26 protein-coding genes are annotated in these 24,761 nt (G+C 68.6%); 11 read left to right on the plus strand and 15 right to left on the minus strand.

Going from position 1 to position 24,761, the window contains the following annotated elements:
• Nucleotides 1-208: 208 nt before the first annotated feature.
• Nucleotides 209-787, plus strand: coding sequence for a hypothetical protein (locus tag ACFSJG_RS18470; protein ID WP_378486685.1), 579 nt, complete (start codon nt 209-211; stop codon nt 785-787).
• Nucleotides 784-1,248, plus strand: a complete 465-nt coding sequence (locus ACFSJG_RS18475; RefSeq protein ID WP_378486686.1) for a ferritin-like domain-containing protein — start codon at nt 784-786, stop codon at nt 1,246-1,248. The genes ACFSJG_RS18470 and ACFSJG_RS18475 overlap by 4 nt, the downstream gene beginning before the upstream one ends.
• A 70-nt stretch (nt 1,249-1,318) precedes the next feature.
• Here the strand turns inward: ACFSJG_RS18475 and ACFSJG_RS18480 are convergent, their stop codons facing one another.
• The gene (locus ACFSJG_RS18480; protein ID WP_378486687.1) at nt 1,319-2,512 is read right to left on the minus strand and encodes an RtcB family protein; all 1,194 of its coding nucleotides are present in this window, start codon (nt 2,510-2,512) and stop codon (nt 1,319-1,321) included.
• A gap of 97 nt (nt 2,513-2,609) precedes the next feature.
• On the minus strand, nt 2,610-4,028 hold the full coding sequence (locus tag ACFSJG_RS18485; protein ID WP_378486688.1) for a DHA2 family efflux MFS transporter permease subunit: 1,419 nt from the start codon (nt 4,026-4,028) through the stop codon (nt 2,610-2,612).
• 102 nt (nt 4,029-4,130) lie between these two features.
• On the opposite strand from ACFSJG_RS18485, the gene ACFSJG_RS18490 reads away from it, so the two are divergent.
• On the plus strand, nt 4,131-4,754 hold the full coding sequence (locus ACFSJG_RS18490; RefSeq protein WP_378486689.1) for a TetR/AcrR family transcriptional regulator: 624 nt from the start codon (nt 4,131-4,133) through the stop codon (nt 4,752-4,754).
• A gap of 12 nt (nt 4,755-4,766) precedes the next feature.
• Here ACFSJG_RS18490 and ACFSJG_RS18495 read toward each other — a convergent pair whose 3' ends face one another.
• Nucleotides 4,767-5,729 carry an alpha/beta hydrolase gene (locus ACFSJG_RS18495; protein ID WP_378486690.1) on the minus strand — a complete coding sequence of 321 codons (963 nt, stop codon included), beginning with the start codon at nt 5,727-5,729 and terminating at the stop codon, nt 4,767-4,769.
• A gap of 203 nt (nt 5,730-5,932) precedes the next feature.
• Here ACFSJG_RS18495 and ACFSJG_RS18500 point away from each other — a divergent pair, with 203 nt between their 5' ends.
• The 3 genes from ACFSJG_RS18500 to ACFSJG_RS18510 all read left to right on the plus strand — a co-directional run bounded on the left by ACFSJG_RS18500 (nt 5,933) and on the right by ACFSJG_RS18510 (nt 8,081).
• Nucleotides 5,933-6,439: a nuclear transport factor 2 family protein gene (locus ACFSJG_RS18500; RefSeq protein ID WP_378486871.1), complete on the plus strand. Its 507-nt coding sequence runs from the start codon at nt 5,933-5,935 to the stop codon at nt 6,437-6,439.
• 26 nt (nt 6,440-6,465) lie between these two features.
• Entirely contained in the window at nt 6,466-7,344 is an 879-nt protein-coding gene (locus tag ACFSJG_RS18505) for an SDR family NAD(P)-dependent oxidoreductase (RefSeq protein WP_378486691.1), read from the plus strand.
• Between the two features lie 113 nt (nt 7,345-7,457).
• Nucleotides 7,458-8,081, plus strand: coding sequence for an FHA domain-containing protein (locus ACFSJG_RS18510; protein WP_378486692.1), 624 nt, complete (start codon nt 7,458-7,460; stop codon nt 8,079-8,081).
• 2 nt (nt 8,082-8,083) lie between these two features.
• Here ACFSJG_RS18510 and ACFSJG_RS18515 read toward each other — a convergent pair whose 3' ends face one another.
• The 12 genes from ACFSJG_RS18515 to ACFSJG_RS18570 all read right to left on the minus strand — a co-directional run bounded on the left by ACFSJG_RS18515 (nt 8,084) and on the right by ACFSJG_RS18570 (nt 19,146).
• Entirely contained in the window at nt 8,084-9,016 is a 933-nt protein-coding gene (locus ACFSJG_RS18515) for an alpha/beta fold hydrolase (protein WP_378486693.1), read from the minus strand.
• Nucleotides 9,017-9,075: 59 nt separating this feature from the next.
• Entirely contained in the window at nt 9,076-9,351 is a 276-nt protein-coding gene (locus ACFSJG_RS18520; protein ID WP_378486694.1) for a hypothetical protein, read from the minus strand.
• A 96-nt stretch (nt 9,352-9,447) separates the two neighbouring features.
• A complete protein-coding gene (locus ACFSJG_RS18525; protein ID WP_378486695.1) occupies nt 9,448-9,846 on the minus strand; it encodes a hypothetical protein in 399 nt (132 codons plus the stop codon).
• Nucleotides 9,847-9,959: 113 nt separating this feature from the next.
• On the minus strand, nt 9,960-11,252 hold the full coding sequence (locus ACFSJG_RS18530) for a cytochrome P450 (RefSeq protein WP_378486696.1): 1,293 nt from the start codon (nt 11,250-11,252) through the stop codon (nt 9,960-9,962).
• 66 nt (nt 11,253-11,318) lie between these two features.
• On the minus strand, nt 11,319-12,944 hold the full coding sequence (locus ACFSJG_RS18535; protein WP_378486697.1) for an acyl-CoA synthetase: 1,626 nt from the start codon (nt 12,942-12,944) through the stop codon (nt 11,319-11,321).
• A 72-nt stretch (nt 12,945-13,016) separates the two neighbouring features.
• A complete protein-coding gene (locus tag ACFSJG_RS18540; RefSeq protein ID WP_378486698.1) occupies nt 13,017-14,279 on the minus strand; it encodes a hypothetical protein in 1,263 nt (420 codons plus the stop codon).
• Nucleotides 14,273-14,824 carry a Cif family virulence factor gene (locus tag ACFSJG_RS18545; RefSeq protein WP_378486699.1) on the minus strand — a complete coding sequence of 184 codons (552 nt, stop codon included), beginning with the start codon at nt 14,822-14,824 and terminating at the stop codon, nt 14,273-14,275. Before ACFSJG_RS18545 ends, ACFSJG_RS18540 begins: the two co-directional genes overlap by 7 nt.
• 49 nt (nt 14,825-14,873) lie before the next feature.
• A complete protein-coding gene (locus ACFSJG_RS18550; RefSeq protein ID WP_378486700.1) occupies nt 14,874-15,068 on the minus strand; it encodes a ferredoxin in 195 nt (64 codons plus the stop codon).
• A gap of 2 nt (nt 15,069-15,070) precedes the next feature.
• Entirely contained in the window at nt 15,071-16,495 is a 1,425-nt protein-coding gene (locus ACFSJG_RS18555) for a cytochrome P450 (protein ID WP_378486701.1), read from the minus strand.
• A gap of 5 nt (nt 16,496-16,500) precedes the next feature.
• Entirely contained in the window at nt 16,501-17,307 is an 807-nt protein-coding gene (locus ACFSJG_RS18560; protein ID WP_378486702.1) for an SDR family oxidoreductase, read from the minus strand.
• The gene (locus tag ACFSJG_RS18565; protein WP_378486703.1) at nt 17,307-18,548 is read right to left on the minus strand and encodes a cytochrome P450; all 1,242 of its coding nucleotides are present in this window, start codon (nt 18,546-18,548) and stop codon (nt 17,307-17,309) included. Before ACFSJG_RS18565 ends, ACFSJG_RS18560 begins: the two co-directional genes overlap by 1 nt.
• A 4-nt stretch (nt 18,549-18,552) precedes the next feature.
• Entirely contained in the window at nt 18,553-19,146 is a 594-nt protein-coding gene (locus tag ACFSJG_RS18570) for a TetR/AcrR family transcriptional regulator (protein ID WP_378486704.1), read from the minus strand.
• 370 nt (nt 19,147-19,516) lie between these two features.
• Between ACFSJG_RS18570 and ACFSJG_RS18575 the strand changes: the two genes are divergently transcribed.
• The 5 genes from ACFSJG_RS18575 (at nt 19,517) to ACFSJG_RS18595 (ending at nt 24,743) form a co-directional block, all read left to right on the plus strand.
• Complete coding sequence (locus tag ACFSJG_RS18575; RefSeq protein ID WP_378486705.1) at nt 19,517-21,013, plus strand: aldehyde dehydrogenase; 1,497 nt, start codon at nt 19,517-19,519, stop codon at nt 21,011-21,013.
• A gap of 47 nt (nt 21,014-21,060) precedes the next feature.
• The gene (locus ACFSJG_RS18580; RefSeq protein ID WP_378486706.1) at nt 21,061-21,810 is read left to right on the plus strand and encodes an SDR family oxidoreductase; all 750 of its coding nucleotides are present in this window, start codon (nt 21,061-21,063) and stop codon (nt 21,808-21,810) included.
• A complete protein-coding gene (locus ACFSJG_RS18585; RefSeq protein ID WP_378486707.1) occupies nt 21,807-22,703 on the plus strand; it encodes an NAD(P)-dependent oxidoreductase in 897 nt (298 codons plus the stop codon). The genes ACFSJG_RS18580 and ACFSJG_RS18585 overlap by 4 nt, the downstream gene beginning before the upstream one ends.
• Entirely contained in the window at nt 22,700-23,125 is a 426-nt protein-coding gene (locus ACFSJG_RS18590) for a carboxymuconolactone decarboxylase family protein (protein WP_378486708.1), read from the plus strand. The genes ACFSJG_RS18585 and ACFSJG_RS18590 overlap by 4 nt, the downstream gene beginning before the upstream one ends.
• A 148-nt stretch (nt 23,126-23,273) precedes the next feature.
• Nucleotides 23,274-24,743, plus strand: a complete 1,470-nt coding sequence (locus ACFSJG_RS18595; protein WP_378486709.1) for an FAD-dependent oxidoreductase — start codon at nt 23,274-23,276, stop codon at nt 24,741-24,743.
• The last annotated feature ends 18 nt before the right edge of the window (nt 24,744-24,761 follow it).

Below are 24,761 nucleotides of genomic sequence, written 5' to 3' on the forward strand. Positions count from 1 at the left end.
GTAGAGCTCCTCGTTCAGTTGTGGTCGTCAGCACGCGGTCGGAACATGAACACGAGCCACAGCGACACGTCTGGTCGCCGGGCGTGAGAATCCAGGATAACCCGTCCGGCACCGGTCGGTGACCACGCGAGGCCCGGGCCCACACCGGGCGATCACGCGCGACGACCGCGGGCGGGAACCCCTCGGCACACCTGACAAGATGTGCGACGTGCCAACTGCCCCCACTCCCGCGCCGCCGGACGGCGCCAACCCACCCCTGTCCCGGGTCCTCTCGCACACCGGCCCCTCCCAGCACCGGACGATGTCCCGACGCGCCGCCTTGCGATTCGGGGCCGTCGCGATCGGAGCGACCGCCGCCGCGGCCGGCGTAGCGGGGTGCTCGAGCGCGGAGGACGAACACGACGCCGAGCCCGATCCCCTGCTCACCGCGCTCGACGCCGCGCGCCGGGACGCCGACGCCGCTGCCGCGGGCGCCGCGGTCACACCCGACCGTGCGGGCGCCCTCGCGGTGATCGCCGCGGAACGAACGGCGCACGCGGATGCACTTGCGGCCGAGATCGCCCGCGCCGCAGGCGAGGACCCGACGTCCCCGTCCACGACGACGACCGCCGCGACGACCACGGCAGCGCCCGTGACACCTCCGACGGTCGACGCACTCCGGTCGATGCTGGCCGAATCCCAGCGTGGTGCCGCGTCGCTGGCGCGCAGCCTGGACGGCTACCGTGCGGGGCTGACGGGTTCGATCAGCGCCGCCGTCGGCGCGCAGCAGGCGGTGCTGCTGCGATGACCTCCCCCACCACCACCGCAACATCGAGCCTCGGGCCCGAACAGCAGTCTCTCGTCGATGCACTGAAGGCCGAGCACGCCGCGATCTTCGCGTACGGCGTGGTCGCCGCGTACTCGAATCCCAGCCGGGCGGGACAGATCGCGGCGGACACCGCCGCCCATCGCGCCCGCCGCGACGCGACCGTCGACGCTCTCAGGGCGGCCTCGGTGACCGCCCCGCCGACCGAGCCGGGCTACGTCGTCCCGTTCCCCGTCGCCGACCCTACGTCGGCCATCCAGCTGGCCGTCGAGGTGGAAGAGGACACCGCCACCGCCTGGCTGTCGGTGATCGAGCGGGCACAGTCGGAGGCGACGCGGTCGGCGGCCGTCGACGCACTGACCGAGTCCGCGGTGCGTGCCGCGAACTGGCGCGACGTGCTCGGCGTCGCGCCGCCGACCGTCGCGTTCCCCGGACGCCCCTGACACGCCTGCGGCGCCGTGCGTGATTTTCACCCTCATCGGGGTGAAAATCACGCACAGGCGCGACCCGCAGTCAGGTGCCCTTCACGTTCAGGATCTGCCGCAGTTCGTGGACCACGCGCACGAGGTCGCGCGCGTCCTCCATGACGACGTCGATGTCCTTGTAGGCGTCGGGTATCTCGTCGACGAACTCGGCGCTGTCGCGGTATTCGATGCCGACCATCCGGGCCCGCAGGTCGTCCTGCGTGAACCGGCGCTTGGCCTCCGTGCGGGAGAACTGCCGCCCCGCCCCGTGCGGCGCCGAGCACAGGCCGTCGGCGTTGCCGAGCCCCTCCACCACGTAGGACCGGGTGCCCATCGACCCGGGGATCACGGCGCGGACCCCGGCGTGTGCGTCGACGGCGCCCTTACGGGTCAGCCACACCTGTTCGCCACCGTGCATCTCCTGCCGGGTGTAGTTGTGGTGACAATTGATCCGTTCTGTCTCGTGGTTGCCGGACACGCCCATCCACCGTGCGAACACCGCCGCGAAGCGGTCCATCATCTCGGCGCGGTTGAGGTACGCGAAGCGCTGCGCCCAGTGCAGATCCGTCAGGTACCGGTCGAACTCGGCGGTGCCCTCGCTCAGGTAGGCGAGGTCGCGGTTGGGCAGGCGTACACCGGCGCACATGCGCTGCGCGACGCGGATGTGGTGCTGCGCGATCTTGTTGCCCACTCCCCTGCTGCCGCTGTGCAGGAACAGCCACACCCGGTCCGCCTCGTCCAGGCAGAGCTCGATGAAATGGTTTCCGCCACCGAGCGATCCGAGCTGACGGCGCCACTTCGGCGAATGCGACAGGTCCACGTCGCCCGCATCCGCGAGCTCCTCCAGCTCACGGATTCGCGCAGCCGTGAACCGCCAGTCGCCGGTTCCACGGTTGTAGTTGCCCGGCGACAGCGGGATCGCGTCCTCGACGGCTTCGCGCAGCGCGGCGAGGCCGCTTCCGGTCTCTGCGATGCGCGCGTCGACGTCGGCGCGGGTGAACGTCGTGCGGGCCGCGATCATGCCGCAGCCGATGTCGACGCCGACCGCCGCGGGCATCACGGCGCCACGGGTCGGGATCACTGTGCCGACGGCACTTCCCTTGCCGCTGTGGGCGTCCGGCATCAGTGCGACATGCGGATGGATGAACGCCATTGCCGCGGTCTGCCGCGCCTGCACGAGGGTGGACACCTCCAGCTGGGATGCCCAGCTCAGCAGCGTGGGACCCTCGCGGGTCGGGGACATGACTCTGCTCTCCTTCGGCTCGGGGCGATGCAGCCGCCGAATGCGGCCTACCTCTTCACCTTTGCACGGCGACGAGGAAGACCGCATCCGGTTTTCGTCAGGCGCGTGATCGTCCCGGGATCCAGAACGCGGCGACGAGCGCGACGAGGACCGACGCCGCACCCACCAGCAGTGCCGGCTGCAGGGCGTCGGCGTAGCCGGTCGGGGTGAGGGTTCCACCATTCGCGAGGAACACCGCGGTGAGGATGGCGACACCGAGCGCGACGCCGACCTCACGGATCGTCGAGTTCACGGAACTGGCTGTGGCATGGTCCTGTTCCGGCATGTCCGCGAGCACGGCGGTGGTGCTCGGGGCGAACGTCATGCCCATGCCGATGCCGGCCATCGCCAGTGCGGGCACCATCGCGGGATAACCGGTACCCGCCTCGAAAACGAAGGACATCCACACCAGTGACGCCGCCTGGAGCGACAGTCCGGTGACGAGCAGCGCCCGGAGACCCACCCGCGGCGCGAGGATTCCCGCGATCGGCGCGACGATCATCGGCGCTGCGGTCCACGGCAGGGTTCGCAGGCCGGCCTGGAACGGGCTGTACCCCATCACGATCTGCAGGTACTGCGACAGCAGGAACACCGAGCCCATCATGCCGAGGGTGAAGGCGAGGCCGATGACGTTGGCGGCGGAGAAGTTGCGCGAGCGGAACATGCGCATCGGCATCAACGGATGCTCGGTGCGCAGTTCGCGAATCACGAACGCCACCAACGCGATCACCGACACCGCCAGCGATCCGAGCACCGTGGCGGACGTCCAACCGTCGTCGTTGCCCCGGACGATCGCCCACACTCCCAGGAACACGCCGACACCCGCGAGAACCACACCGGTCAGGTCGAGGGGGCCACGTCGGCCGTGCGACTCACCGAGAGCTTGGAGCGCGAGCGGAACCGCGATCACGGCGACGGGCACGTTGATCCAGAAGATCGCCTGCCAGGAGAAGCCGTCGACGACCGCACCGCCGATCACCGGCCCGAGGGCGACACCGAGTCCCGCGACGCCGCCCCAGACGCCGATGGCGAGCGCCCGTTTCGCCTCGGGCACCGCGGCGGCGAGCAGCGTGAGCGACAGGGGCATGATCGCTGCGGCACCGACACCCTGGACGGCACGCGCGGCGATGAGCATCTCCGCCGAGGTGGAGAGCGCCGAGGCGATCGAGGCGAGCGCGAACACCCCTATGCCCCAGAGGAACACACGGCGCCTGCCGATCCGGTCGCCGAGTCCGGCCGCGGCGAGCATCAGCGTCGCGAACGCGAGGGTGTAGGCGTTGAGGAACCACTGCAGCTGCTCGACCGAGGCCCCGAGATCGACCTGGATCACGGGCAACGCACTGGTCATCACCAGGTTGTCGAGGGTCGCCATGAACATAGGCAGCGACGCCGCCACCATCGCGAGCCAGAGCGGGACGGGGCGACGCCGTGCGGCTTCCGGCGCGAGCGAGGCGAGTTGGTCTGTGGAAACGGTCATCACGGCTCCCGAAGTGGAGTTACCAGTGGACTCGAGACTTGTAAGCATCGAATGATTACTTAACTCGTCCGACGCTAAGGCATCGAGTGATAACCTGTCAACATGCCCGCGACGAAGACCACCCGCCCGGCCACGCGAATGAACGCCGCCGACCGACGCGAGCTGGTCCTCGCCGCCGCGACCACCGCATTCGCCCGTGGCGGATGGAGCGGCACCAGTACCGATGCCGTCGCGAAGGAGGCGGGCGTGTCACAGCCCTACGTGGTGCGCATGTTCGGTACCAAGGCCGAACTCTTCCGGGAGGTGTTCGCCCGCGCCCTCGGCCGGATCGTCGAGGCCTTCGACACCGAACTGGACCGGATCGAGGCCGATCCGGACGCCCCCGTCGCCGGCAGCGAGGACTACTGGTCACGGCTCGGCGCGGCGTACGGCGACCTGATCGCCGACGGCGACATGCTGCTGGTCCTGATGCACGGATTCACCGCGGGCGGGACCCCGGAGATCGGTGCGCAGGCGCGGTCCGCGATGGCGCAGATCTACACCCTGATCCGCACCCGCACCGGGTGCGCACCCGAGGTGGCGCGGCAGTTCATCGCGAACGGAATGCTGCTCAACGTCCTGCTCGCGATGCGAGCGCCGGACCACGTCGAGGACGAGCCCGCGCTCGCCGAGCTCGCCGAATGCGCGTTCGGCGAGGCCCTCCCCGACGCGGCCGAACGCGGCTGACGGCGGCCTCGCTCAGCGCACGGGGATCAGCGCGGCGGCCGGCCGCGCGCCCAGGAGCATCGTCGCGACCGCGTCACCACACACCGACACCCCTCCGGTGTCCGCGCACCAGTGCGTCTCCGTGCGCGTTCCCGCTGCCAGGTCGCGGGCCCAGACACCTCCGAGTTCACGCAGCCGAGCCGTGTTCACAGGGTCCGGGGCGCACGCCGCGCCCACGATTCCGATCAGGTCGGTGTCCTCGCCCTCGACGTCGACGTGGCAGCTGCCGCCGAGCAACTGCACCCCGACGAACCCCGACCCGAGGGACGCGAGTGCACCGAACGAGTTGTCGAAGAGGTTCACGACGCTCGGGCTCGCGGCGATCGAGAGCACCGGCCGAGTGCCTCCCGCAGACACGGACCGCACGGCCGCCGAGAATCCCTCGGCCGCGACCGGGTCGAACAGCACCGCACCGGCCAGGTCCGGATAGCCGCGTTCCACGAGACCCGCGCCGACCAGTGCCGCGAAGTGCCCACCCGCGGAATGGCCACCGACGACGTATCGCTGCGGCAGCGGCAGACCGTTCGGCGGGACGACCGTTCGCCGGGCGAGCGCGTCCGCGAGATCGTCGGCGAGCGCCGGGTTGCCCGCCGTCATGTCCTCGTCGAGGCAGACCACCATCAGGCCCTGGCCGGCGATCGCCCGCGCGGTGCCGTCCAGATTGGCGCAGCTCCGGCTGAAGCCGTGCTCGAGCAGCATGAGCGCACTCACCGGGCCGTCCGGGAGGTACCAGACGGCATCACGTTCCGCGCCCGCCACCTCGATCGGTGACTCGACGCAGGTGCCCGACGCCGCGGTCGCGCATCCTCGACCGGACGACGGAAACGACGACTGCGCGGTCGCGGCGGCCGGGGCTACCGCGACGGCGGCCCCGAGCGCGACTGCGACAGCGGCGAGACGGAGTACGGCACTCCGATACGAGACTCGACGGGCCATGAGGACTCCTGGACATCCGGGGAGGATCGGCGGACCGCCGCGCGGCGCCCCCCGTGACCGCGTGCGTGAAAGAAGTACCCGGACACTAGTTCCTGCGCGGCGGTCGCGTGGCCGAACCGTACGAAGCGGGTTCGCCCGCCCACTGGGAGAACCTGCCCCGGAGGGCGTGCGGACGCTCTAGGGTCGAGTGCGTGACGGACATCATGGACTCCGACCTCGCGCGCCGCCTCGAGCGGCTCGAACAGGTCGAGGCGATCAAGGCACTGAAGCACGGCTACTGGCGAGCATGCGATGCGAAGGACCCGAAGGCGTTCCGGGACAGCTTCGTTCGCGAGGGCGCCCGCATCGACTACGGACGGCTCGGCGCGTTCGACGACGCGGCTCCGATGGCGGAGATCTTCACGCGGGTCGCGCTCCACCAGGTCGACGGCAGGCACGTGATCTTCGACATGCACCACGGCGTGCATCCCGAGATCACCCTGACCGGCACGGACACCGCGACGGGACGGTGGACGCTGCGGTTCCGCCAGATCAACCTGATCGACAACACCGAGAAGCTGATGACCGGCGAGTACGACGACGAGTACGTCGTCGAGGACGGCCGCTGGAAGATGTCGAAGTGCCGCTTCACCGAGACGTGGGCGATGGTGCGCCCGCTGCCGGAGGGCACGACGGTGACCCCGGGCGAGTTCGCCGAGGTCACGCAGTGACCGACCATCAGATCGGAGGTCACGCAGTGACCGACGATCAGCCGGGCGGCGGGGGAACTAGCGGGGATCGGCGCGTCGCACTGGTGACGGGCGCGAGCCGCAGCGTCGGCAGGGGTATCGCGCAGGCTCTCGGCTCCGACGGGTGGACCGTCTACGTGACCGCGCGAGGCGAGGTCGGCACCGGCGGCAAGCTGGACCGGACGGCGGCGGAGGTCACCGACCGCGGCGGCTCGGGCGTCGCCGTGCAGTGCGACCACACGGACGACAGGCAGGTCGAAGCGCTGTTCGCACGGATCGCGGACGAGCAGGGCGGACGGCTGGACCTGCTGGTGAACAATGCGTGGGCGGGACCCGCGGACGGCTACGCGGGGTTCGCCCAGCCGTTCTGGGAACGTCCGATCGACGACTGGGACAACCTGATCGGCCTGGGACTGCGCGCGCACTACGTCGCGAGTGTCGAGGCGGCGAAGCTGATGGTGCCGCGGGGATCGGGTCTGATCGGCAACATCTCGTCGTTCGGCACCCGTGGACACCTGCACTCGGTGCTGTACGGCATGTCGAAGGCCGGTCTGGACAAGATGGCCGCCGACATGGCGGTCGAACTGAAGGGCACGGGCGTGACGGCCCTGAGTTTCTGGCTCGGGCTGATCCGGAACGAGCGGATGGTCGCGAGCGGGATGACGGACTTCGAGGGATTCTCGCTGGCCGACGCCGAATCGCCGGAGTTCGTGGGCCGGGTGATCGTCGCGCTGGCGAACGACCCGAATGTCGGCGAACGCAGTGGCCACACCCTCGTCACCGCAGAGACGGCCCTGGAGTACGGCGTCACCGACATCGACGGTGGACAGCCGGTGTCCCATCGCGGTGCGTTCGGCGGAGGACCGCTCTTCGGCCCGGGCGCCTGACCGTACGCCCGGCCGGCGACCGCCGGTTCCGGCGCACACGTGTGCGCCGGAACCGGCACGCCGGGCGACTGCGCGGACTGGCATGCACGCCGTGCGCGGGGGACGATGAACCCGTGACCGCGGAAGCCCTCGCGTATGTCAGGCTGGCCGCCCCTGACGGGCGCGGTGCGGAGCGATGGGACCTCGACCCGGATCGTCCACGCCTCACCGTCGGGCGGTCCGGTGAGTCCGATGTGTCGCTGCCAGACGACGAGGAGGTCTCGCGGATCCACGCCGTGATCGAGTTCGTGGGCGGACACTGGACCCTCCTCGACGACGGGCTGTCTCGCAACGGGACGTACCTCAACGGCGATCGCATCACCGGGCGCAGGAGGCTTCGCCCCGGTGACAGTGTCCGCGTCGGAGGGACGGTGCTGATCTTCCAGGAGTTCGGCGCGGCCGAGGACGACGCGACGATGGTCGCAGGCACGGTTCCGGACGTCCGATCGGTGACCCAGACCCAGCGGTCGGTGCTGATCGCGCTGTGCAGGCCGTTCAAGCACGGTTCCTCGTTCGCGAACCCGGCGTCGAATCAGCAGATCGCGGACGAACTGTTCCTGACGGTGGACACGGTCAAGACGCACCTGCGGACATTGTTCGGCAAGTTCGGGGTCGAGGACCTGCCGCAGAACCGCAAGCGAGTCGCCCTCGCGGAACGGGCACTGCAACTCGGGGTGGTCACAGGCCACGACCTCTGAGGTCAGCCGGCGGAGGCGAGACCGATGGTCGCGACACGGTGGACGAGGCCGTCGAGGGCGGCGGCCACCTCGCTCGTGCGGTCCATGATGATCGAGTGACCCGCGCCCGCGATACGGACGAGCTGCGCTCCGGGGAGCCGCGCGGCGAGGGACTCGGAGTGTGCGACCGGGGTGAGCAGGTCCGCGGTTCCGCAGACGACGACAGCGGGGATCCCGGCGAGTACGGTCGTCGCCTCCGCCTCGTCGAAGTCGGCGAGGGAGGCGAGGAAGCCTGCCATCGTCACCACCGAGGTCTCGGCCGCCATCGCTGCCGCGACCACCACGATGCGGGGATCCACCGAGCGGCCACGGTTGCGTGCCACGCGCATAGCGGCACCACTGACGAAGCAGGTGACCCGTTTCGATCCGGCGGCGACCCGCGGTGCGCGCCGGACGGCGACGTGGACCGCGCCGACGACCGGGCTGCGCAACAGCCTGCCGAGCCCGGCGTCGGCCAATCCTCCTGCGGCGGTGGAGATCAACGCGATTCCGACGAGACGGGACCGGACCTCCTCGGGTTGTTGCCGCACGTAGGTCAGTGCGGCCATGCCTCCCATAGAATGCCCGACGAGAAGTAGTGGTCCGGTCGGCGCCACCGTGGCGATGACGGCGCCGAGATCCCGTCCGAGCTGGTCGATCGTGTACGTGTCACTCGACGCGTGCCCGGAATCACCGTGGCCGCGGTGGTCGTAGAACACCATCCGTACACGGCCTCGCCACGACGACGCCAGCACTTCCCGGAGCAGGCTCCACGCCTGCGATCGCATGCAGTGTCCGTGCAGGAACACCGCGGTGACCTCGGCGTCGGCCGGACCGTACTCGTGGACGGCGATCGGGACGCCGTCGTCCGCGACGACGGTGGCGCGGCGGGCGTGCTCGCCCTTCGTGTTCGACATGTCGCCTCCCGTTCGAAGCGTGACGGGCAATCTGTGTATCGCCGCGGCGAGCCGCGAAATTACAGGCCGGTTCCGGCGCCGAGGCCGCCGAAGTCGATGCCGCCGAGTCGCACGCCGTCGGGTCCGGCGGTCAGACCGGGGACGCCGAGTGGTCCGACGTTGGCACCTCCGAGGACGACCCCTCCGGGCCCGTTCTGCTGTGGGGCGGTGACACCGGGGTCGGCGACGGTGCCAGGTGTGGGTGTGATCGCGGCGAGGGCGACGCCTCCGGTCATGAGGGTGGCGGTGACGGCGATGCCGACGGCGGCTGCGCGGACTGCGGAGGTGGCGTACATGTCGTGGACCTTTCGGTTGTGGTGAACGGAGTCGTGGGGCGGGCCGGCGCTCCGGCTGGGAGCGCCGGCCCGGGTGTCGGACGCTTCGGCCGGGTCTCAGCAGAAGGGCCAGTAGAAGGGGCAGTCCTCGACCTCGTTGGTGGTGGTCGTGGTGGTGGTGTTGCCACTGTTGTTGTTGCTGTTCGAACTGTCGGTGCCACCCGCACCACCCGTGCCACCGTTCGCATTGGCGTCACCACTGTTGCCACCGGCACCACCCTGCGCGTTCCCGACGTTCGTCCCGCCGTTCCCGTCACCGATGTTCACACCGCCGATCACGACGCCGCCGTTGGCGCCACCAGTCGCGGCACCACCGGCACCGCCCTGACCCGTCGTGGCATTGCCGCCGTTGGCGCTGCCGCCGTTGGCGTCGGCAGAAGCGATACCGGCGCCGCCGGCAACTGCGAAGGCGGCGATCGCCGCGGTGGCCAGAACTCGCTTGATGGTGTTCGACATGGTTTCTCTCCCTTGATCGGTAGTGGGTCTTGCTTTGGTGACTTCAAGACTCCGCCGATCAGAACCACGCCGACAGGCACCCAAGGTGGTGTTCGGTCACCACCCCTGAACGGTCAGTGCGCCACCGGGCACTGGTCGGTGCCGGTCGCCGCCGACCGAGCCGTCGCGGGGCACCCGTAGTCCACCTGCCATTCCTTGATGCCGTTGATCCAACCGGACTGGAGTCGGCGCGGATCTCCGATCGCGGTAATGTCGGGCATGTGGTCTGCGATCGCATTGAAGATCAGGTCGATCTCCATGCGGGCCAGGTTCGCACCGATGCAGTAGTGGGGTCCGGTTCCGCCGAATGCCAGGTGCGGGTTGGGATCCCGCAGGATGTCGAAGGTCTTCGGGTTCTCGAAGACCTCCTCGTCGAAGTTCGCGGACCCGTAGAGCATCACCACGCGATCCCCCTCCTTGATCGGGGTGCCGGAGATCTCCGTGTCCTCGAGCGCCGTTCGCTGCATGGCGATCACCGGCGAGGCATAGCGAATGATCTCGTCCGCGGCCGTCTTGGGGCGCTCGCGCTTGAAGAGCTCCCACTGTTCGGGATGCTCGAGAAAGGTCATCAACCCGAGAGTCGTTGCGTTGCGGGTCGTCTCGTTACCGGCGACCGCGAGCATGATGACGAAGAAGCCGAACTGCTCGGGCGTGAGCAGCTCGCCGTCGACATCGGCGTGCACGAGCTGGGAGATGATGTCGTCGAGCGGTTCGTTGCGACGCAGCTCCGCGAGCTCGTAGGCGTAGCCGAGGATCTGCGCTGACGCCATCCGCGACGCACCGGCGAGGGTTTCGTCGTCGTATCCGGTCATCTGGTTCGACCACTCGAACAGCTGGTCGCGCTGTTCGGCCGGCACACCCAGCAGCTCGCAGATCGCCTGCATCGGGAGCTCGCTCGCGACCTGGTGGACGAACTCACCGGCACCGTTCGCCGCCGCGGCCGCCGTGATCTCGTTGGCCTGCTCCTCGAGCTCGTCCCGCATCGCACCGACCGCACGAGGGGTGAACAGCCGCGAGACGAGCTTGCGCAGCTGCGTGTGCTCCGGTGCGTCCTTGTTGATCAGGACGTACTTGGTGACCTCGATCTCCTCGGGGGTGATCGAGGACTCGTGCCGCGGAATGGATCCGTTGACGTTGCTCGAGAAGACCTCGGATCGCAGCGAGACGTCTCGGATGTCCTTGTGCCGGGAGACGACCCAGTAGCCGTCGTCCTGGAAGCCGTCGACGCCCGGTTCCTTGGCGTTCCACCACACCGGCGCGCACCGGCGCAGCTTCGCGTACTCCTCGAACGGCATCCGCTCGCCGTACAGCTGCGGATCGGTGAAGTCGAATCCCTCGGGAAGGTCGAGTTCGATGTTGTCGGACATTGCAGTTGACTCCTCGTGGGTCCGCGCCGCGCGCGGCGTGTCGTTGCGCCGCGCCGCGCGCGGTGGTCAGTCGATGCGGTGGTCGGCGGCGGTCGTGGCCGCGTGGTTCTTGGCCCAGCCGTAGTCCGGCTTGCCACTGGGTGTGCGTGCCACGTCCGAGGTGATCCAGAACGCGCGGGGGATCTTGTAGCCCGCGAGCTGGCTGCGAGTGTGCTTCTCGATGGACTCGAAGTCGGCGTCGACGCCGTCCCGGAGCCGGAGCACCGTCGACACTCGACTGCCCCACCGGTCGTCCTCGACACCGATCACGATGGCGTCGTAGACGTCCGGGTGCGCCTTGACAACGGCTTCCACCTCTTCGGCGAACACCTTCTCGCCGCCGGTGTTGATCACCATGTTGCCGCGCCCGAGCAGCGTGATCGACCCGTCGTCCTCGATCCGGGCGCGGTCGCCGGTGACGACAGCGCGGCCGCCGTCCACCTCCCGGAAGATCTCGGCGGACTTCACCGGGTCGTTGTAGTAGCAGACGGGCACGTTCCCGAGCTTGGTGAGCCAGCCCTCGCCACCCGATCCCGGAGGGAGGATGCGGTTGTCGTCGTCGACGACGACGGTGAACTTGTTGGCCCCGACCTTCGGTCCACCGTGCTGTTCCAGGCCCTTGGTCGCGAATCCGATTCCACCGAAACCGGTTTCGGACGAGCCGACGGAGTCGGAGATCATCAGGTTCGGCATCACCTCGAAGAACGAGTCCTTGACGGCACCGGAGAAGAGGGCCGCACCGGACGCCAGGATCGCGAGGCTCGAGGTGTCACCGGACTGCTGGTGGAACGCGTCGACGAGCGGTCTGCCCATGGCGTCACCGGTGATCACCATGACCTGGGGCTTGTACTCCGCGACGAGCTCCCAGACCCTGGCGGCCTCGAACTTCGGCAACATGACGACGGTGTTGCCGGAGAAGAACGCGTTGAAGGTCGGCATCATCGCGGAGGTGTGGATCAGAGGCGGCAGCATCATCCACCGCATGGGCTGCCCGGCGGCGACGCCGTTGCGGGACTGCTGGTACTCGTCGGCGATGGGCTCACCGGTGTAGAAGTCGTAGCCGCCGGCGAGCACACGCCAGATGTCCTCGTGCCGCCACACCACGCCCTTCGGGCGACCTGTGGTGCCACCGGTGTAGAAGATGTAGTGGTCGTCCGCGCTGCGCTCCTCGAATCCGCGCTCCGGATTGCCCGCCGCGAGGGCGTCCTCGTACGCGACGGAACCCGGAAGTACCGCCTCGTCCCCGGTCGCCAGTTCGTCGGGGACCGAGATCAGGTGCCGGATCTTCGGTGTGCCCGGCAGCACCTCCCCGATGATGTCGGCGAATCCCCGGTGGTACACGACGGCGACGAGGTCGGCGTTGTCGTACAGGTAGTGCAGCTCGTCGCTGGTGTAGCGGAAGTTGACGGTCAACGGAACAGCGCGGAGCTTGAACGCGGCGATGATCGCGACCATCGTCTCGATCGAGTTGTGCATGTGGATGCCGATATGGTCGCCCGCTCCGAAACCGGAGTCCGCGAAGTGGTGGGCGAGCCGGTTGGCCCGCTCGTCGAGCTCGCGGTAGGTCACCTCCTCGCCGGAGACGATCATGGCGAGACGGTCGGGCATCGCATCGACGGAGTGTTCGAACAGATCAGCAAACGTGTAGGCCATTGGTCGTATGTCCTCGATCTGGAGTTCGGCCGCACCGGCGCGAGCGTCGAATCGACACCGAATGCGAGAGCGTCAGATTACGTACAGCGGAAGGGGAATGCCCCGGTCCTCGAACTTGAAGGCAGCGCCGGTGCTGACCTTGGTGATCGCCACCTCGACGCACTCGCGGGCCGGCTCGTCGGCGGTGTCCACGGCGAGCAGCAACCCGGCGGGCTCCTCGCTCACCACTCGCACCGTGAAGTGCGGGTTCACGCCGCGGACCAGGGCCTGCGCCGCCTCGAGGTGGTCGCCGTCGACCAGCGTCGGCCAGGCACCGTCCACGTCGGCGAGACCGCCGCGGCCGAGCCAGATGTGCAGCTCCCCGTCCCGGAAGCGGATCTCGCTGTCCACGTACTGCTTCGGAGCCAGCAGCGGATGCAGCGAGAGCACCGTCGCGAGCCCTTCCAGGTCGTCGGGCAGGCCGAGTGCGTCCCGGATCCGCTGCGCGGTCACGCCGGCGATGCCGGTGAGCTGCTTGCGGGTGATCTCCAGGGCCTTGTCCTCGTCGGCACGCTTGCGGACGGCGATGAGGAAGCCGAGTGCCAGCAGGTGCTGTTGCAGGCACACCTCTTCCGCGATCCGGACCAGCGCCGACTGCGAGAAGTCACCGAACCGGACGTCGGAGAGCAGCGGACCGGAGTAGTCGCGGTTCCCCTCGCCTGCCGGGTCGATCGGACTGAGCTCCACCGAGTTCGCGGCCGTGCGGCCGATCTGCTCGGTGTGCGACTCCATCACCGGAGGCACGTGGGACTCGTCGATGATCACGGTCCATGCACAGTGCGGGTTGCGGTCTGCGGGCCGGCGCGGCGGCCGGTGGATGGGCCGCACCTGGGCGTACGGGTTCGTCGCGAGGGCTGTCGCGTCGAACGTCGGGTCCTCGATGTCGTGGCACATCGCCGTCACGTACTCGTCGCCGAGCGGCTCGACGTCCATCAACGCACCACAGTGGTCGAGCCAGAACTCGCCGTGCTGCGGGTCGTCGACGCGGTACCGGAAGTCCATGAACTGCGGCGGCGCTCCGATGTCGAGCTGCAGGCCCTTGAAGATGGTCACCACGTCGTCGCCCTCGTACCGCAGCGCCTTCTGCATGCGCTTCGTGTACCAGGGGCTCGACGCCTGCCACTCCTCGATCGCGACGGCCGCCATTCCCTCACGGCCGAACTCGACGATCAGGTGTGCCATCCCGGAGCGGTCGATGAGCTGCCCGCACAGCAACAGTTCCGGGACGAGGACGGCGAGATCCGCCCTCGAGAGCGCCGCGAAGGAATGTGAGGGGTGCGCTTGCGTGCTCACCACAGCGGCACCGGGGCCGTTCCGGCCTTGTACCAGCCGGGCAGGTCCTTGCCGGACACGGAACGCTGGATCCGGGCCTGCATGCCCGGAGACAGCGCGTTCGCCTGGATCATGTCGATGAACAGTGCCGACACGTTGCCGAAGTCGAAGAAGTCACGCTGCCACGACCACTGGAAGTTGCCGCCGTAGCGGAACCAGCTGCCACCGATGCCGTAGACCTGGTAGTTGGTGCCGTCCTCACGCTTGGCATCCGAGACCTGCTTCCAGAGGCCGATGACGTTGCCGCTGCGCTCGTCGACGACGAACTCCTGGTACGGGTACTCCCAGCCTTCGAGGCCCTCCATCTCCAGGCCGAGTGCGATCTCGCGGATCTCCTCGCGGCCGACGGCCATGAAGTCCTGCTTGGGGCCGTAGTTCCAGCCGTAGGTGGCGTCCTCTGTGTACATGTCGGCGAGCGGCTTCCAGTCGCCGGCCGCCTCGGCCTTCTTGTTCTCGTCGATCCAGCGCTGCACCATCTCGTCCAGCTCGGCGCGGTCGAATCCGGTCATGATTCCTGCTCCTCCAAAGTCTTTGGGCTGTACTGCATTCGGTGTCGGTTCAGTCCTCGACGATGCGCAGCGCCTGCGTCGGGCAGTACCGCACGGCGGCCTCGACGTCGGAGCGCAGCGACTCGGGCGGGTTCGCGTCCAGGATCTCCACCTTGCCCCGCTTGGGGACCGAGAACACGTCGGGCGCCTCCATCTCGCACGCGGCGTGACCCTGGCACAGGTCCAGATCCGCCTCGATGCGCATGATCAGGCCTCGCTCGCGCCGTGCGCGACCGGGCAACCCGCGGCCGCCGCGGTTCCGGCGCCGACCGCTGCGGCGCGCGCGGTGCGCTTGCGGTACCGCACCTTGCAGGGCTGCTGCAGCTGCACGACCATCTTGCTGTGGTCGTTGCGGTAGCTGTCCGCCGGCTGCGCCATCTCGAACTCGTAGTCACGCAACAGAATCGAGAAGATCGCCTTCAGCTGCATCTGCGCGAACGCGGCCCCGACGCAGCGGTGGCGGCCGGCCCCGAACGGGATCCACGTCCACCGGTTGACGATGTCCTCCTGGTTCGGGTCGATGTACCGGCCCGGGTCGAAGGAGTCGGGGCTCGGGAAGTCCTCGGGAATGCGGTTGGAGATCGCGGGCGTCGCGGCGACCAGGTCGCCCTCGTCGATCGCGAAGCCGCCGACCTCGAAGTCGCCGCGCGCCACACGAAGCAGCAGGATGAGCGGCGGATGCAGTCGCAGCGTCTCCTTGATCACCGCTTCCAGCACCGGAATCTGCCGCAGCGCATGGAAGCTGATGTCCGCACCGTCCGAGTACAGCTCGTCGAGCTCGGTGGTCACCTGCTTCATCGTGTCGGGATGGCGCAGCAACTCGATCAGCGACCAGGCCGCGGTGCCGGACGTCGTGTGGTGACCGGCGAACATCATCGAGATGAAGATGCCGGTGATCTCGTCCGCGGTGAACCGCAGGTTGCCGTCCTCGCCCGGGATGGAGACCAGGACGTCGAGCATGTCCCGGTCCTCCTTGCCCTGGGGAGGATTCGCGATGCGGCCGTTCATGATCTCCTGCACGAGCTCCACCAGCGCGACCCTCGCCTCGTCGCGACGGCGGAAGCTCTCGATCGGCGCGTACGGGTCCACGAACGCCAGCGCGTCGGTGCCCTGCTCCAGCTCGTGGTAGAGCTTCGCGAAGCGGTCGTCGAGCTCGTCGCGGAACTTCTTGCCGATCAGGCAGGCCGACGAGGTGTAGATGGTCAGCTCGGCGAAGAACTCGAGCAGGTCGATCTCACCTTCGTCGCCCCACCGGGCGACCATGTCCTCGACCTCGATACCGATCGTGGTGGCGTGGCCCTTCATCTGCTCGCCGCGCAGCGCCGAGTTGTGCAGCATCTCCTTGCGGCGCTCCGGGCTGGCGTCGAAGACGACGCCCTCGCCGAAGATCGGCTTCATGAACGGGTAGGCCGCCTGCTGGTCCAGGTCCTCGTCGTCCGCGCGGAAGAAGAACTCGTTGGCCTCCGCACCGGAGAGCATGACCACATCGCGGTCGACGAGCCGGAACACTCCGACGTCGCCGCACTCCTCGCGGACCCGCCGCATCAGCGCGATCGGATCGGTGCGCAGATCCTCGAGGTGACCGTGCTCGTGTTCGCCACCGGACACCCGGGGCGGCTTGGGAAGTGTCATGGTGATTACCGTCCTTGGGGGTCGAACGTCATCGGAAGGGGCGCCAGCGGCGCTTCGGGCTGGACCTCGACGAGCACGAGATGCGCCCCGCGGGGCGCGGACACGACGGCGACGATCGCGTTCGCCATGTCGGACGCGCGGAGCATGTAGCCGTGGCGGGCGAATCCCCACTTGGACCACAGTTCCGCGACCGGCGCGAGGATCTCCGGGGTCGAGTTCATCCCCATCCCGGTGAAGGTGGGGCCGGGGCGGACGATGGAGGCACGAATACCGGTGCCCTCGAGCTCCATTCGCATCTGCCGGCCCATCGCCTCGAGGCCGGCCTTCGCGGCGTCGTAGGCACCCATGCCGGGCCGCTGCCGGTCGGCGCAGTCGGAGCCGATCAGCACGAAGTCGCCTCGCCTGCGCTCCCGCATCCCGGGCAGGACGCGGTGCGCGAGCCGCTGCGCACCGACGAGGTGCACGTCGATCTGCTTCGCGAACCGGACGGGGTCCATCTCGTCCGCCATCCCGAACTCGAGGTCGCCGGCGCCGGAGACCACGATCTCGGTCGGACCGATCGCGGCCTCGGCCGCGGTGACGAACGCGTCCACCGACTCGCCGTCGGTGACGTCGAGGAAGTGGGCGAACGCCTCTCCACCGTTGGCGCGGATCTTCTCGGCTGTCGCCTCGATCTGCTCGACGCGTCGGGCGCCGAGCGCCACGGGATGACCCAGCTCGGCGAGCGCGTAGGCGGAGGCCTCGCCGATTCCGGACGAGGCGCCACTGATCAGCGCCGGGCGGCGGGTCGGCTGGGGGTCGAAACGGGGCATCAGCGCACCTGTACCTTCACTGGCAGGGCCGCGAAGCCCCGCACGTTGGTCGAATGAACTCGTTCGAATCCGGTCTCGTCGACCTCGTATTCACGCACCCGGCTTGCGAATTCCTTGAGCGCGATGTTGGCCTCGAGCCGCGCGAGGTGGGCGCCGAGGCAGAAGTGCACCCCGCCACCGAAACTCGCGAGCTTGTTGGTGGAGTCCCGCCCGATCCGGTACTCGTCCGCGTCCTCGAACATGTCGTCGTCGCGGTTCGCCGAGCCGATCAGCAGGAGCATCTTCTCCCCGGCAGGCACCGTCACCCCGTGGTACTCGATGTCGACGGCGGTGGTCCGGGCGACGATCTGACTGGAGGTGTCGTAGCGGAGGGTCTCCTCGACCCACTCCGACACGCGCTCCGGATCGTCGAGGACCTGCGCGACCTGACCGGGATTGTGGCCACCCCAGTACAGGGCGTTGCCGAGAAGCTTGGTGGTGGTCTCGTTCCCCGCGACCACCATGAGGAACATGAATCCGAGGATTTCCTGGTCGGAGAGCTTGTCGCCGTCGATCTCGGCGTCGAGCAGGGCGGACGTCAGGTCGTCCGTCCGCGACTTCCGGCGCTGCTCGATCATCTCCTTGTAGTAGGTCATCAGGGTGATCGACGACTCGACGGACGCCTGGGGCACGTCGAGCACCCCGTCCTCGCGGTGCACGACCAGGTCGGCGAGCCGACGCAGTTCGGCACGGTCGGGCTGCGGAACACCCATCAGTTCGGAGATGACGTCCATCGGCAGCTTGCCGGCGACCTCGGAGATCCAGTCGAATTCTCCCGACGCCAGTGCCGGCTCGAGGTACTGCACCGACAGCTCGTGGATCCGGCCGCCGAGGGCGGTGACACGACGCGGGGTGAAGCCGCGGGAAACCAACTGGCGCAACCGCATATGGCGCGGATCGTCCATCGCGAGGAAAGACATCACCAGGTGCGCGTGCGGACCGTAGGCCGCCGGATCGAGCGAAACGCCGTTCGCGCTCGACAGCCGCGTGTTGTCCTTGAACGCTTCCTGGACGTCGGAGTGCCGCGACAGCGCCCAGAACCCGATGTCCGGATTGTGGTACAGCGGCGCCTCCTCGCGGAGCCGCCGATAGGTCGGGTACGGGTCCTCGTGGAAGTCGTAGTCGTAAGGGTTGAACACGAGGGGATCGATCAGGGCCGCACCGTTGGTCTCGGTGCCGGCCGCTGACGTCGGATCGGGCATGTGATCACTCCAGAATGATTGTGGCGGAACGCTCCAGCTGGTCGGCCAGGTTTTCGTATGATCCGTAGCCCATACCTGCTCGGAGCAGCGCTCCGGCGTAGAGAAGTTCGAGTGTTTCGAGCACGTCCGGGTCGTGACCGACCTCCAGCGCACTCACGAGGCGTTCGCGGATCTCGATGCCGATCCGGAGCCGCAGATGCTCGACGTCGGGATCGTTACCGAGAAGTGCGTTGGTGACGGCGGCCGAGAGTCCGGGCTCGTCGGCCAGCATCAGTGCGATGTCCCGCAGCACGCCGACCACCCGCGCGGTCTCGGCGAGCCCGTCGGACTCGGGCCTGGGCAGCTGCGACAGCCTGCGCCAGAAGACCTCCGCGACGAGATGTTCCTTCGACGAGAAGTACGTGTAGGCCGTCGCCGGCCCGACACCTGCCCGCGCCGCGACGGTGCGCACGGTCAGTCCGGCGAAGTCCTCTTCCCTGAGCACCTCGACCGCTGCCGCACAGAGGCGGTCGACGGTCTCGGCCTGCTTGGGGGTCAGACGCCGGCGGGTGGATTCGAAGTTGCTGCTCGACACTCTACTAGACACGTGTCCAGACATTACTACAGGTTCACCCCCGTAGCCATCTTTCCGGGCCGAACCCCGGATCGTCTCGCGTGCCATCACTGCTGCTCAGCAGGACCCCGCCGGGCCTACCGCGCACTCCCCGCGGACCACAACCCCGCTCGATCGCCGGCCACTCCATACATGTTCCAACTCCCTTCGATCGGTCGAACAGGGAAACGACGAGACATCTCGACCCACAGCCCGGATTCGTCGTCCCGGGGCGTCGAGGCGGTGCCCACAGTAGACATGACGTTCCAGCTTTGTCGAGAGGCGTTCTCAATTCGCCTCTGCCCGAAAACCATTGCGTGTGACATTTGTTCGAACTATAGTCCAGACACCTGTCCAGAAAGGAAGGTTTTGCGCAATGACGCTTCGATCTGCCGACACCTCGGCGCTCCTCGTCGACAACACGTCGACGCTCCTGATCGACGGCAAGCTCGTTCCCGGCTCCGGCGGCACCTTCGATGTCGTCAACCCCGCCACCGAGGAGGTGATCGGGCAGGCCGCCGAGGCCACCGCCGCCGACATGGACGCGGCGATCGACGCCGCGCGCCGCGCCTTCGACACCACCGACTGGTCCCGCGACCACGCCTTCCGCGCCCGCTGCCTGCGGCAACTGTGCGACGCGTTGCAGTCGCACCTCGAGGAGCTGCGTGAGGTCACGATCGCGGAGGTCGGGGCCCCCTCGATGCTCACCAACGGCCCCCAGCTCGCCGGCCCGATCGAGGACCTGCGCTACTGGGCCGATCTCGTCGAGGGCTACGCCTGGGATCAGGATCTCGGCAAGGCCACCCCTATGGGCATCCCCACCAACCGGCGTCTCCTCAAGGAGGCTGTCGGCGTGGTCGGCGCGATCACCCCGTGGAACTTCCCGCACCAGATCAACTTCGCCAAGCTCGGCCCGGCGCTCGCCGCAGGCAACACCGTGGTACTCAAGCCCGCGCCGGACACCCCGTGGTGCGCCGCGCTCGTCGGCAAGGTGATCGCGGAGGAGACGGACATCCCAGCTGGTGTCGTCAACGTCGTGACCTCGACGGATCACGCGCTCGGCGCCCAGCTGTCCACCGACCCGCGGGTGGACCTGATCTCATTCACCGGTTCGACCGCCACCGGTCGCGCGGTGATGGCCGCGGCGTCCGAGACCCTCAAGAAGGTGTTCCTCGAACTAGGCGGAAAGTCGGCGTTCATCGTCCTCGACGACACCGACATCAAGGCCGCCTGCTCGATGGCCGCGTTCTCGGTGTCCGTGCACGCCGGCCAGGGCTGCGCCCTGAGCACCCGCCTCCTGGTTCCGCGGGAGAAGTACGACGAGGCCGTCGCCGCGGCGGCGAAGGGGATGGCCGGGGTCGGAGTCGGAGACCCGACCAAGCCAGGAACCATCTGCGGCCCGTTGATCTCCGCGAAGCAGCGTGAGCGGGTCGAGGGCTACCTGAAGCTCGCCGTCGAGGAGGGCGGCACGATCGTCACCGGCGGCGGACGCCCCGACGGGCTCGACCGTGGATACTTCGTCCAGCCCACTCTCGTTGCTGGACTGGACAACTCCTCGCGTGTCGCGCAGGAGGAGATCTTCGGCCCTGTTCTGGTCATCCTCCCCTACGACGGCGACGACGACGCGATCCGCATCGCCAACGACTCGCCCTACGGCCTGTCCGGGACGGTGTTCGGCACCGATCCGGCGCGCATCGACCACGTGGTGCGTGGAGTGCGCACCGGCACCCTCGGCGTCAACGGCGGCATCTGGTACTCCGCCGATGCCCCGTTCGGCGGCTACAAGCAGTCCGGCATCGGCCGCGAGATGGGCGTGGCCGGGTTCGAGGAGTACCTCGAGACCAAGCTCGTCGCCGACCTCGCCACCTCCTGACACCAGCACACACACTCAGCAGTCACGACAGAAAGCAGGACTCCAAGATGGGACGCTTCGACGGACGCACCGCCATCGTCACCGGCGCCGCACAGGGCATCGGCGAGGTCTACGCCCAGCGCCTCGCGGCCGAGGGCGCGAACGTGGTGGTCGCCGACCTCAACGCCGAACTGGGCGAGCAGGTCGCCAAGCAGATCGTCGCCGACGGTGGCTCCGCATTCTTCCAGCAGGTCGATGTCTCCGACGGCGCCTCCGCGCAGGCGCTGGCCGACGCCACGATCGAGAAGTTCGGCGGCATCGACCACCTCGTCAACAACGCCGCGATCTACGGCGGCATGAAGATCGACTCGCTCCTCACCGTCGACTGGGACTACTACCGCAGGTTCATGAGCGTCAACATGGACGGCGCCCTGCAGGTGTGCCGCGCCGTTGTCCCGCACATGCGCGCCAAGGGCGGCTCGATCGTGAACCAGTCCTCCACCGCGGCCTGGACCTACTCGAACTACTACGGCCTGGCGAAGGCCGGCATCAACAGCCTGACCCAGCAGCTCGCCACCGAGCTGGGCTGGTCGAAGATCCGGATCAACGCCATCGCACCCGGCCCGATCGACACCGAGGCCACCCGCACCTCCACCCCGAAGGCGATCGTCGACCAGATCGTCCAGCGGATCCCGTTGCAGCGCATGGGAACCCCGGAGGACCTGGCCGGACTGTGCCTGTTCCTGCTCTCCGACGAGGCGAGCTGGATCAGCGGCCAGATCTACAACGTCGACGGCGGGCAGGTGTACCGGTCGTGAGCGACACCGAATCGATCACCGTCGGGTACATCGGCCTCGGCAACATGGGCGCGCCGATGGCGAAGCGGCTGCTGGACTGGCCCGGCGGGCTTGTCGTGTGCGATGCCCGACCGGAAGCCGTCGAACCTTTCGTCACCGACGGCGCGCGGGCGGCCGCCACGCCGGCCGCCGTCGCCGCCGAGGCCACCGTGATCTCGGTGACCGTCCTCGACGACGCCCAGGTCCGCGACGTCGTCGCCGGACCGGACGGCATCCTGTCCACCGCACGTCCCGGCACCGTGATCGCGGTCCACTCGACGATCTCGGACACCACCGCCGTCGAACTGGCACAGACCTGCCGCGAGAAGGACGTGCACCTGGTGGACGCCCCGATCAGCGGTGGCGCGATGGGCGCCCAGCAGGGCAAGCTCGCCGTCATGGTCGGCGCCGATGCCGAGGCCTTCGCGGCCGTGAAGGAGCCGTTCGGCCTGTTCGCCGAACTGGTCGTGCACGCCGGCGACGTCGGCGCGGGAACCCGAATGAAGCTGGCACGCAACCTGCTGCACTTCATCTCGTTCACCGCGGCGACCGAGGCGCAGCGACTCGCCGAAGCCGCGGGCCTCGACATCCGCAAACTCGGCAAGGTGGTCCGGCACACCGATGCGATCACCGGTGGAGCCGGAGCGATCATGCTCCGTGACACCACCGCACAGTTGGACGAGAGCGATCCCTGGTTCCCGATCCTGGCGCACACCCGCAACCTCGGGGAGAAGGACCTGTCGCTCGCACTCGGTCTGGGTGACCGCCTCGACGTCGACCTGCCGCTCGCCGTCCGAGCCCTCGCCGGGCTCGGAACGGGTCTCGGTGTCGGCCCGGGCGAGATCTCGACCGCATTCGCCAAGGAGAACGCATGACCGAGAACAACGGGAACGAGATCAGCGAGGTCCGGGCACGCGGGCTGGGCACCATGAAGCAGGTGTACGGCTGGGACATGCCGTCCGGCGACCTGGGCCCCTTCTACACCCAGACCGTCGAGCACCTCTTCGGCGACATCTGGAACCGTCCCGGCCTGACCATCCGCGACCGCCGACTGCTCGTGCTCGGCGCGCTCGCCGCTCAGGGGCAGTTCGATCTGGCGAAGGTCCAGATCAACGCGGCGCTGCAGAACGAGGAGCTGACCGAGGAGCAGATGGAGGAGATCGTCATCCTGCTCTCCCAGTACGTCGGCTACCCGCTGGCCAGCGGGATCAACAGTTCCCGCATCGCCGTCGTCGCGGATCGCGCCAAGGCGGCGCGTGCTGCGGCGAAGGCCGCCGAGAACGGTTCCACCCCGTAACGCAATTCCGCCCCGGGCGACGCCCGGAGCGGAAATACTGAGGAATGCGGCTCCGCCGCCTGTGCGTGATGCTTACCCCGATCGGGGTGAGCATCACGCACAGGCGCGGGACGCGCACCGGCACCCGACGAGAAGGACCTGAACACTCATGGCCGAGGCCACACCCATTCGTCCCCTGCCCGCCGCGAGCGTCGAGACCTGGCATCGCGAAGCCGACGTGGTGATTGCCGGTTACGGCATCGCAGGCGTCTGCGCCGCGATCGAGGCGGCCCGCGCGGGCGCCGAGGTCCTCGTCCTCGAACGGACCAGCGGATGGGGCGGGGCCGCGGCCCTCGCCGGCGGATTCATCTACCTCGGCGGCGGGACCCCGCTGCAGAAGGCTCTCGGCTTCGAGGACACCCCCGAGAACATGAAGGCGTTCATGATGGCCGCGCTCGGCCCGGGCGCCGACGAGGAGAAGATCACCGACTACTGCAACGGCAGCGTCGACCACTACAACTGGCTGGTCGACAACGGTGTCCCGTTCAAGGAGAGCTTCTACGGCGAGCCCGGCTGGGAGACTCCCTTCGACGACGGGCTCATGTACTCCGGCGGCGAGAACGCCTCCCCCTTCAAGGAGGTCGCCACCCCCGCCCCGCGCGGCCACGTCCCGCAGATGACCGGCAAGCGGACCGGCGAGAAGGGCGGCGGCTACATGCTGATGAAGCCGCTCGTCGAGACCGCCGAGCAGCTCGGCGTCGTCGCCGAGTACGACATGCGCGTGCAGCGCCTCGTCGTCGACGAGACGGGACGGGTCGTCGGCATCGTCGCCAAGCAGTACGGCACCGAACTGGCGATCCGGGCCCGCAAGGGAGTGGTGCTCGCGACCGGCAGCTTCGCCTACAACGACGAGATGGTGCAGCAGTTCGCGCCGCGCCTGATCGGCCGCCCCGGCGCCGCGATCGAGGAGCACGACGGGCGCGCCGTCCGGATGGCACAGGCGCTGGGCGCCGACCTGGCGCACATGGACGCCACCGAGGTCGCGTTCTTCGGCGACCCGCAGCTGATGGTGCGCGGCATCCTCGTCAACGGCCGCGGCCAGCGCTACGTCAACGAGGACACCTACCCCGGCCGCATCGGCCAGGAAACCCTGTTGCGCAACGAGAACCAGGCCTACCTCATCATCGACGAGGCCGCATACGAGGAGGGTTGCGCGGCAACGAGTTCTACGCCGTTCTTCCGATTCCCGCCGAAGTGGGCCGCGGAGACCGTCGAGGAACTCGAGTCGGACATGGGTCTGCCCGCGGGCACCCTGCAGACCACCGTCGAGGTGTACAACCGGCACGCCGAGAACGGCGAGGACCCAGTGCTCGGCAAGCGCGAGCAGTTCGTCAAGCCGATCGGCCTTCCGGTTGCCGCACTCGACCTGCGGGGGTGCACCGCCGGATTCACCCTCGGAGGCCTGCGCACCTCGCTCGACTCGGAGGTGCTGCACGTCTCCGGTGAACCGATTCCCGGGCTCTTCGCGGCCGGCCGCTGCACGGCGGGTGTGTGTGCTGGCGGCTACGCGTCGGGCACGTCGCTCGGTGACGGCAGCTTCTACGGTCGCCGCGCCGGCATCGCCGCCGCCAAGGGATAGGTTCCGCGCCCGCCACCG

This window comes from Rhodococcus gannanensis (assembly GCF_042681175.1).
Classification (GTDB): Bacteria; Actinomycetota; Actinomycetes; order Mycobacteriales; family Mycobacteriaceae; genus Rhodococcus_G; species Rhodococcus_G gannanensis.

Excerpts from the sequence above, each read along its gene's own strand:
- ACFSJG_RS18555 (WP_378486701.1), bottom strand. The coding sequence starts at position 16,495 with ATGACACTTCCCAAGCCGCCCCGGGTGTCCGGTGGCGAACACGAGCAC.
- ACFSJG_RS18475 (WP_378486686.1), top strand. The coding sequence starts at position 784 with ATGACCTCCCCCACCACCACCGCAACATCGAGCCTCGGGCCCGAACAG.
- ACFSJG_RS18500 (WP_378486871.1), top strand. The coding sequence starts at position 5,933 with ATGGACTCCGACCTCGCGCGCCGCCTCGAGCGGCTCGAACAGGTCGAG.
- ACFSJG_RS18590 (WP_378486708.1), top strand. The coding sequence starts at position 22,700 with ATGACCGAGAACAACGGGAACGAGATCAGCGAGGTCCGGGCACGCGGG.
- ACFSJG_RS18570 (WP_378486704.1), bottom strand. The coding sequence starts at position 19,146 with ATGTCTGGACACGTGTCTAGTAGAGTGTCGAGCAGCAACTTCGAATCC.
- ACFSJG_RS18550 (WP_378486700.1), bottom strand. The coding sequence starts at position 15,068 with ATGCGCATCGAGGCGGATCTGGACCTGTGCCAGGGTCACGCCGCGTGC.
- ACFSJG_RS18480 (WP_378486687.1), bottom strand. The coding sequence starts at position 2,512 with ATGTCCCCGACCCGCGAGGGTCCCACGCTGCTGAGCTGGGCATCCCAG.
- ACFSJG_RS18535 (WP_378486697.1), bottom strand. The coding sequence starts at position 12,944 with ATGGCCTACACGTTTGCTGATCTGTTCGAACACTCCGTCGATGCGATG.
- ACFSJG_RS18525 (WP_378486695.1), bottom strand. The coding sequence starts at position 9,846 with ATGTCGAACACCATCAAGCGAGTTCTGGCCACCGCGGCGATCGCCGCC.
- ACFSJG_RS18530 (WP_378486696.1), bottom strand. The coding sequence starts at position 11,252 with ATGTCCGACAACATCGAACTCGACCTTCCCGAGGGATTCGACTTCACC.
- ACFSJG_RS18595 (WP_378486709.1), top strand. The coding sequence starts at position 23,274 with ATGGCCGAGGCCACACCCATTCGTCCCCTGCCCGCCGCGAGCGTCGAG.
- ACFSJG_RS18580 (WP_378486706.1), top strand. The coding sequence starts at position 21,061 with ATGGGACGCTTCGACGGACGCACCGCCATCGTCACCGGCGCCGCACAG.
- ACFSJG_RS18560 (WP_378486702.1), bottom strand. The coding sequence starts at position 17,307 with ATGCCCCGTTTCGACCCCCAGCCGACCCGCCGCCCGGCGCTGATCAGT.
- ACFSJG_RS18495 (WP_378486690.1), bottom strand. The coding sequence starts at position 5,729 with ATGGCCCGTCGAGTCTCGTATCGGAGTGCCGTACTCCGTCTCGCCGCT.
- ACFSJG_RS18520 (WP_378486694.1), bottom strand. The coding sequence starts at position 9,351 with ATGTACGCCACCTCCGCAGTCCGCGCAGCCGCCGTCGGCATCGCCGTC.
- ACFSJG_RS18545 (WP_378486699.1), bottom strand. The coding sequence starts at position 14,824 with ATGACCGGATTCGACCGCGCCGAGCTGGACGAGATGGTGCAGCGCTGG.
- ACFSJG_RS18490 (WP_378486689.1), top strand. The coding sequence starts at position 4,131 with ATGCCCGCGACGAAGACCACCCGCCCGGCCACGCGAATGAACGCCGCC.
- ACFSJG_RS18565 (WP_378486703.1), bottom strand. The coding sequence starts at position 18,548 with ATGCCCGATCCGACGTCAGCGGCCGGCACCGAGACCAACGGTGCGGCC.
- ACFSJG_RS18515 (WP_378486693.1), bottom strand. The coding sequence starts at position 9,016 with ATGTCGAACACGAAGGGCGAGCACGCCCGCCGCGCCACCGTCGTCGCG.
- ACFSJG_RS18485 (WP_378486688.1), bottom strand. The coding sequence starts at position 4,028 with ATGACCGTTTCCACAGACCAACTCGCCTCGCTCGCGCCGGAAGCCGCA.
- ACFSJG_RS18575 (WP_378486705.1), top strand. The coding sequence starts at position 19,517 with ATGACGCTTCGATCTGCCGACACCTCGGCGCTCCTCGTCGACAACACG.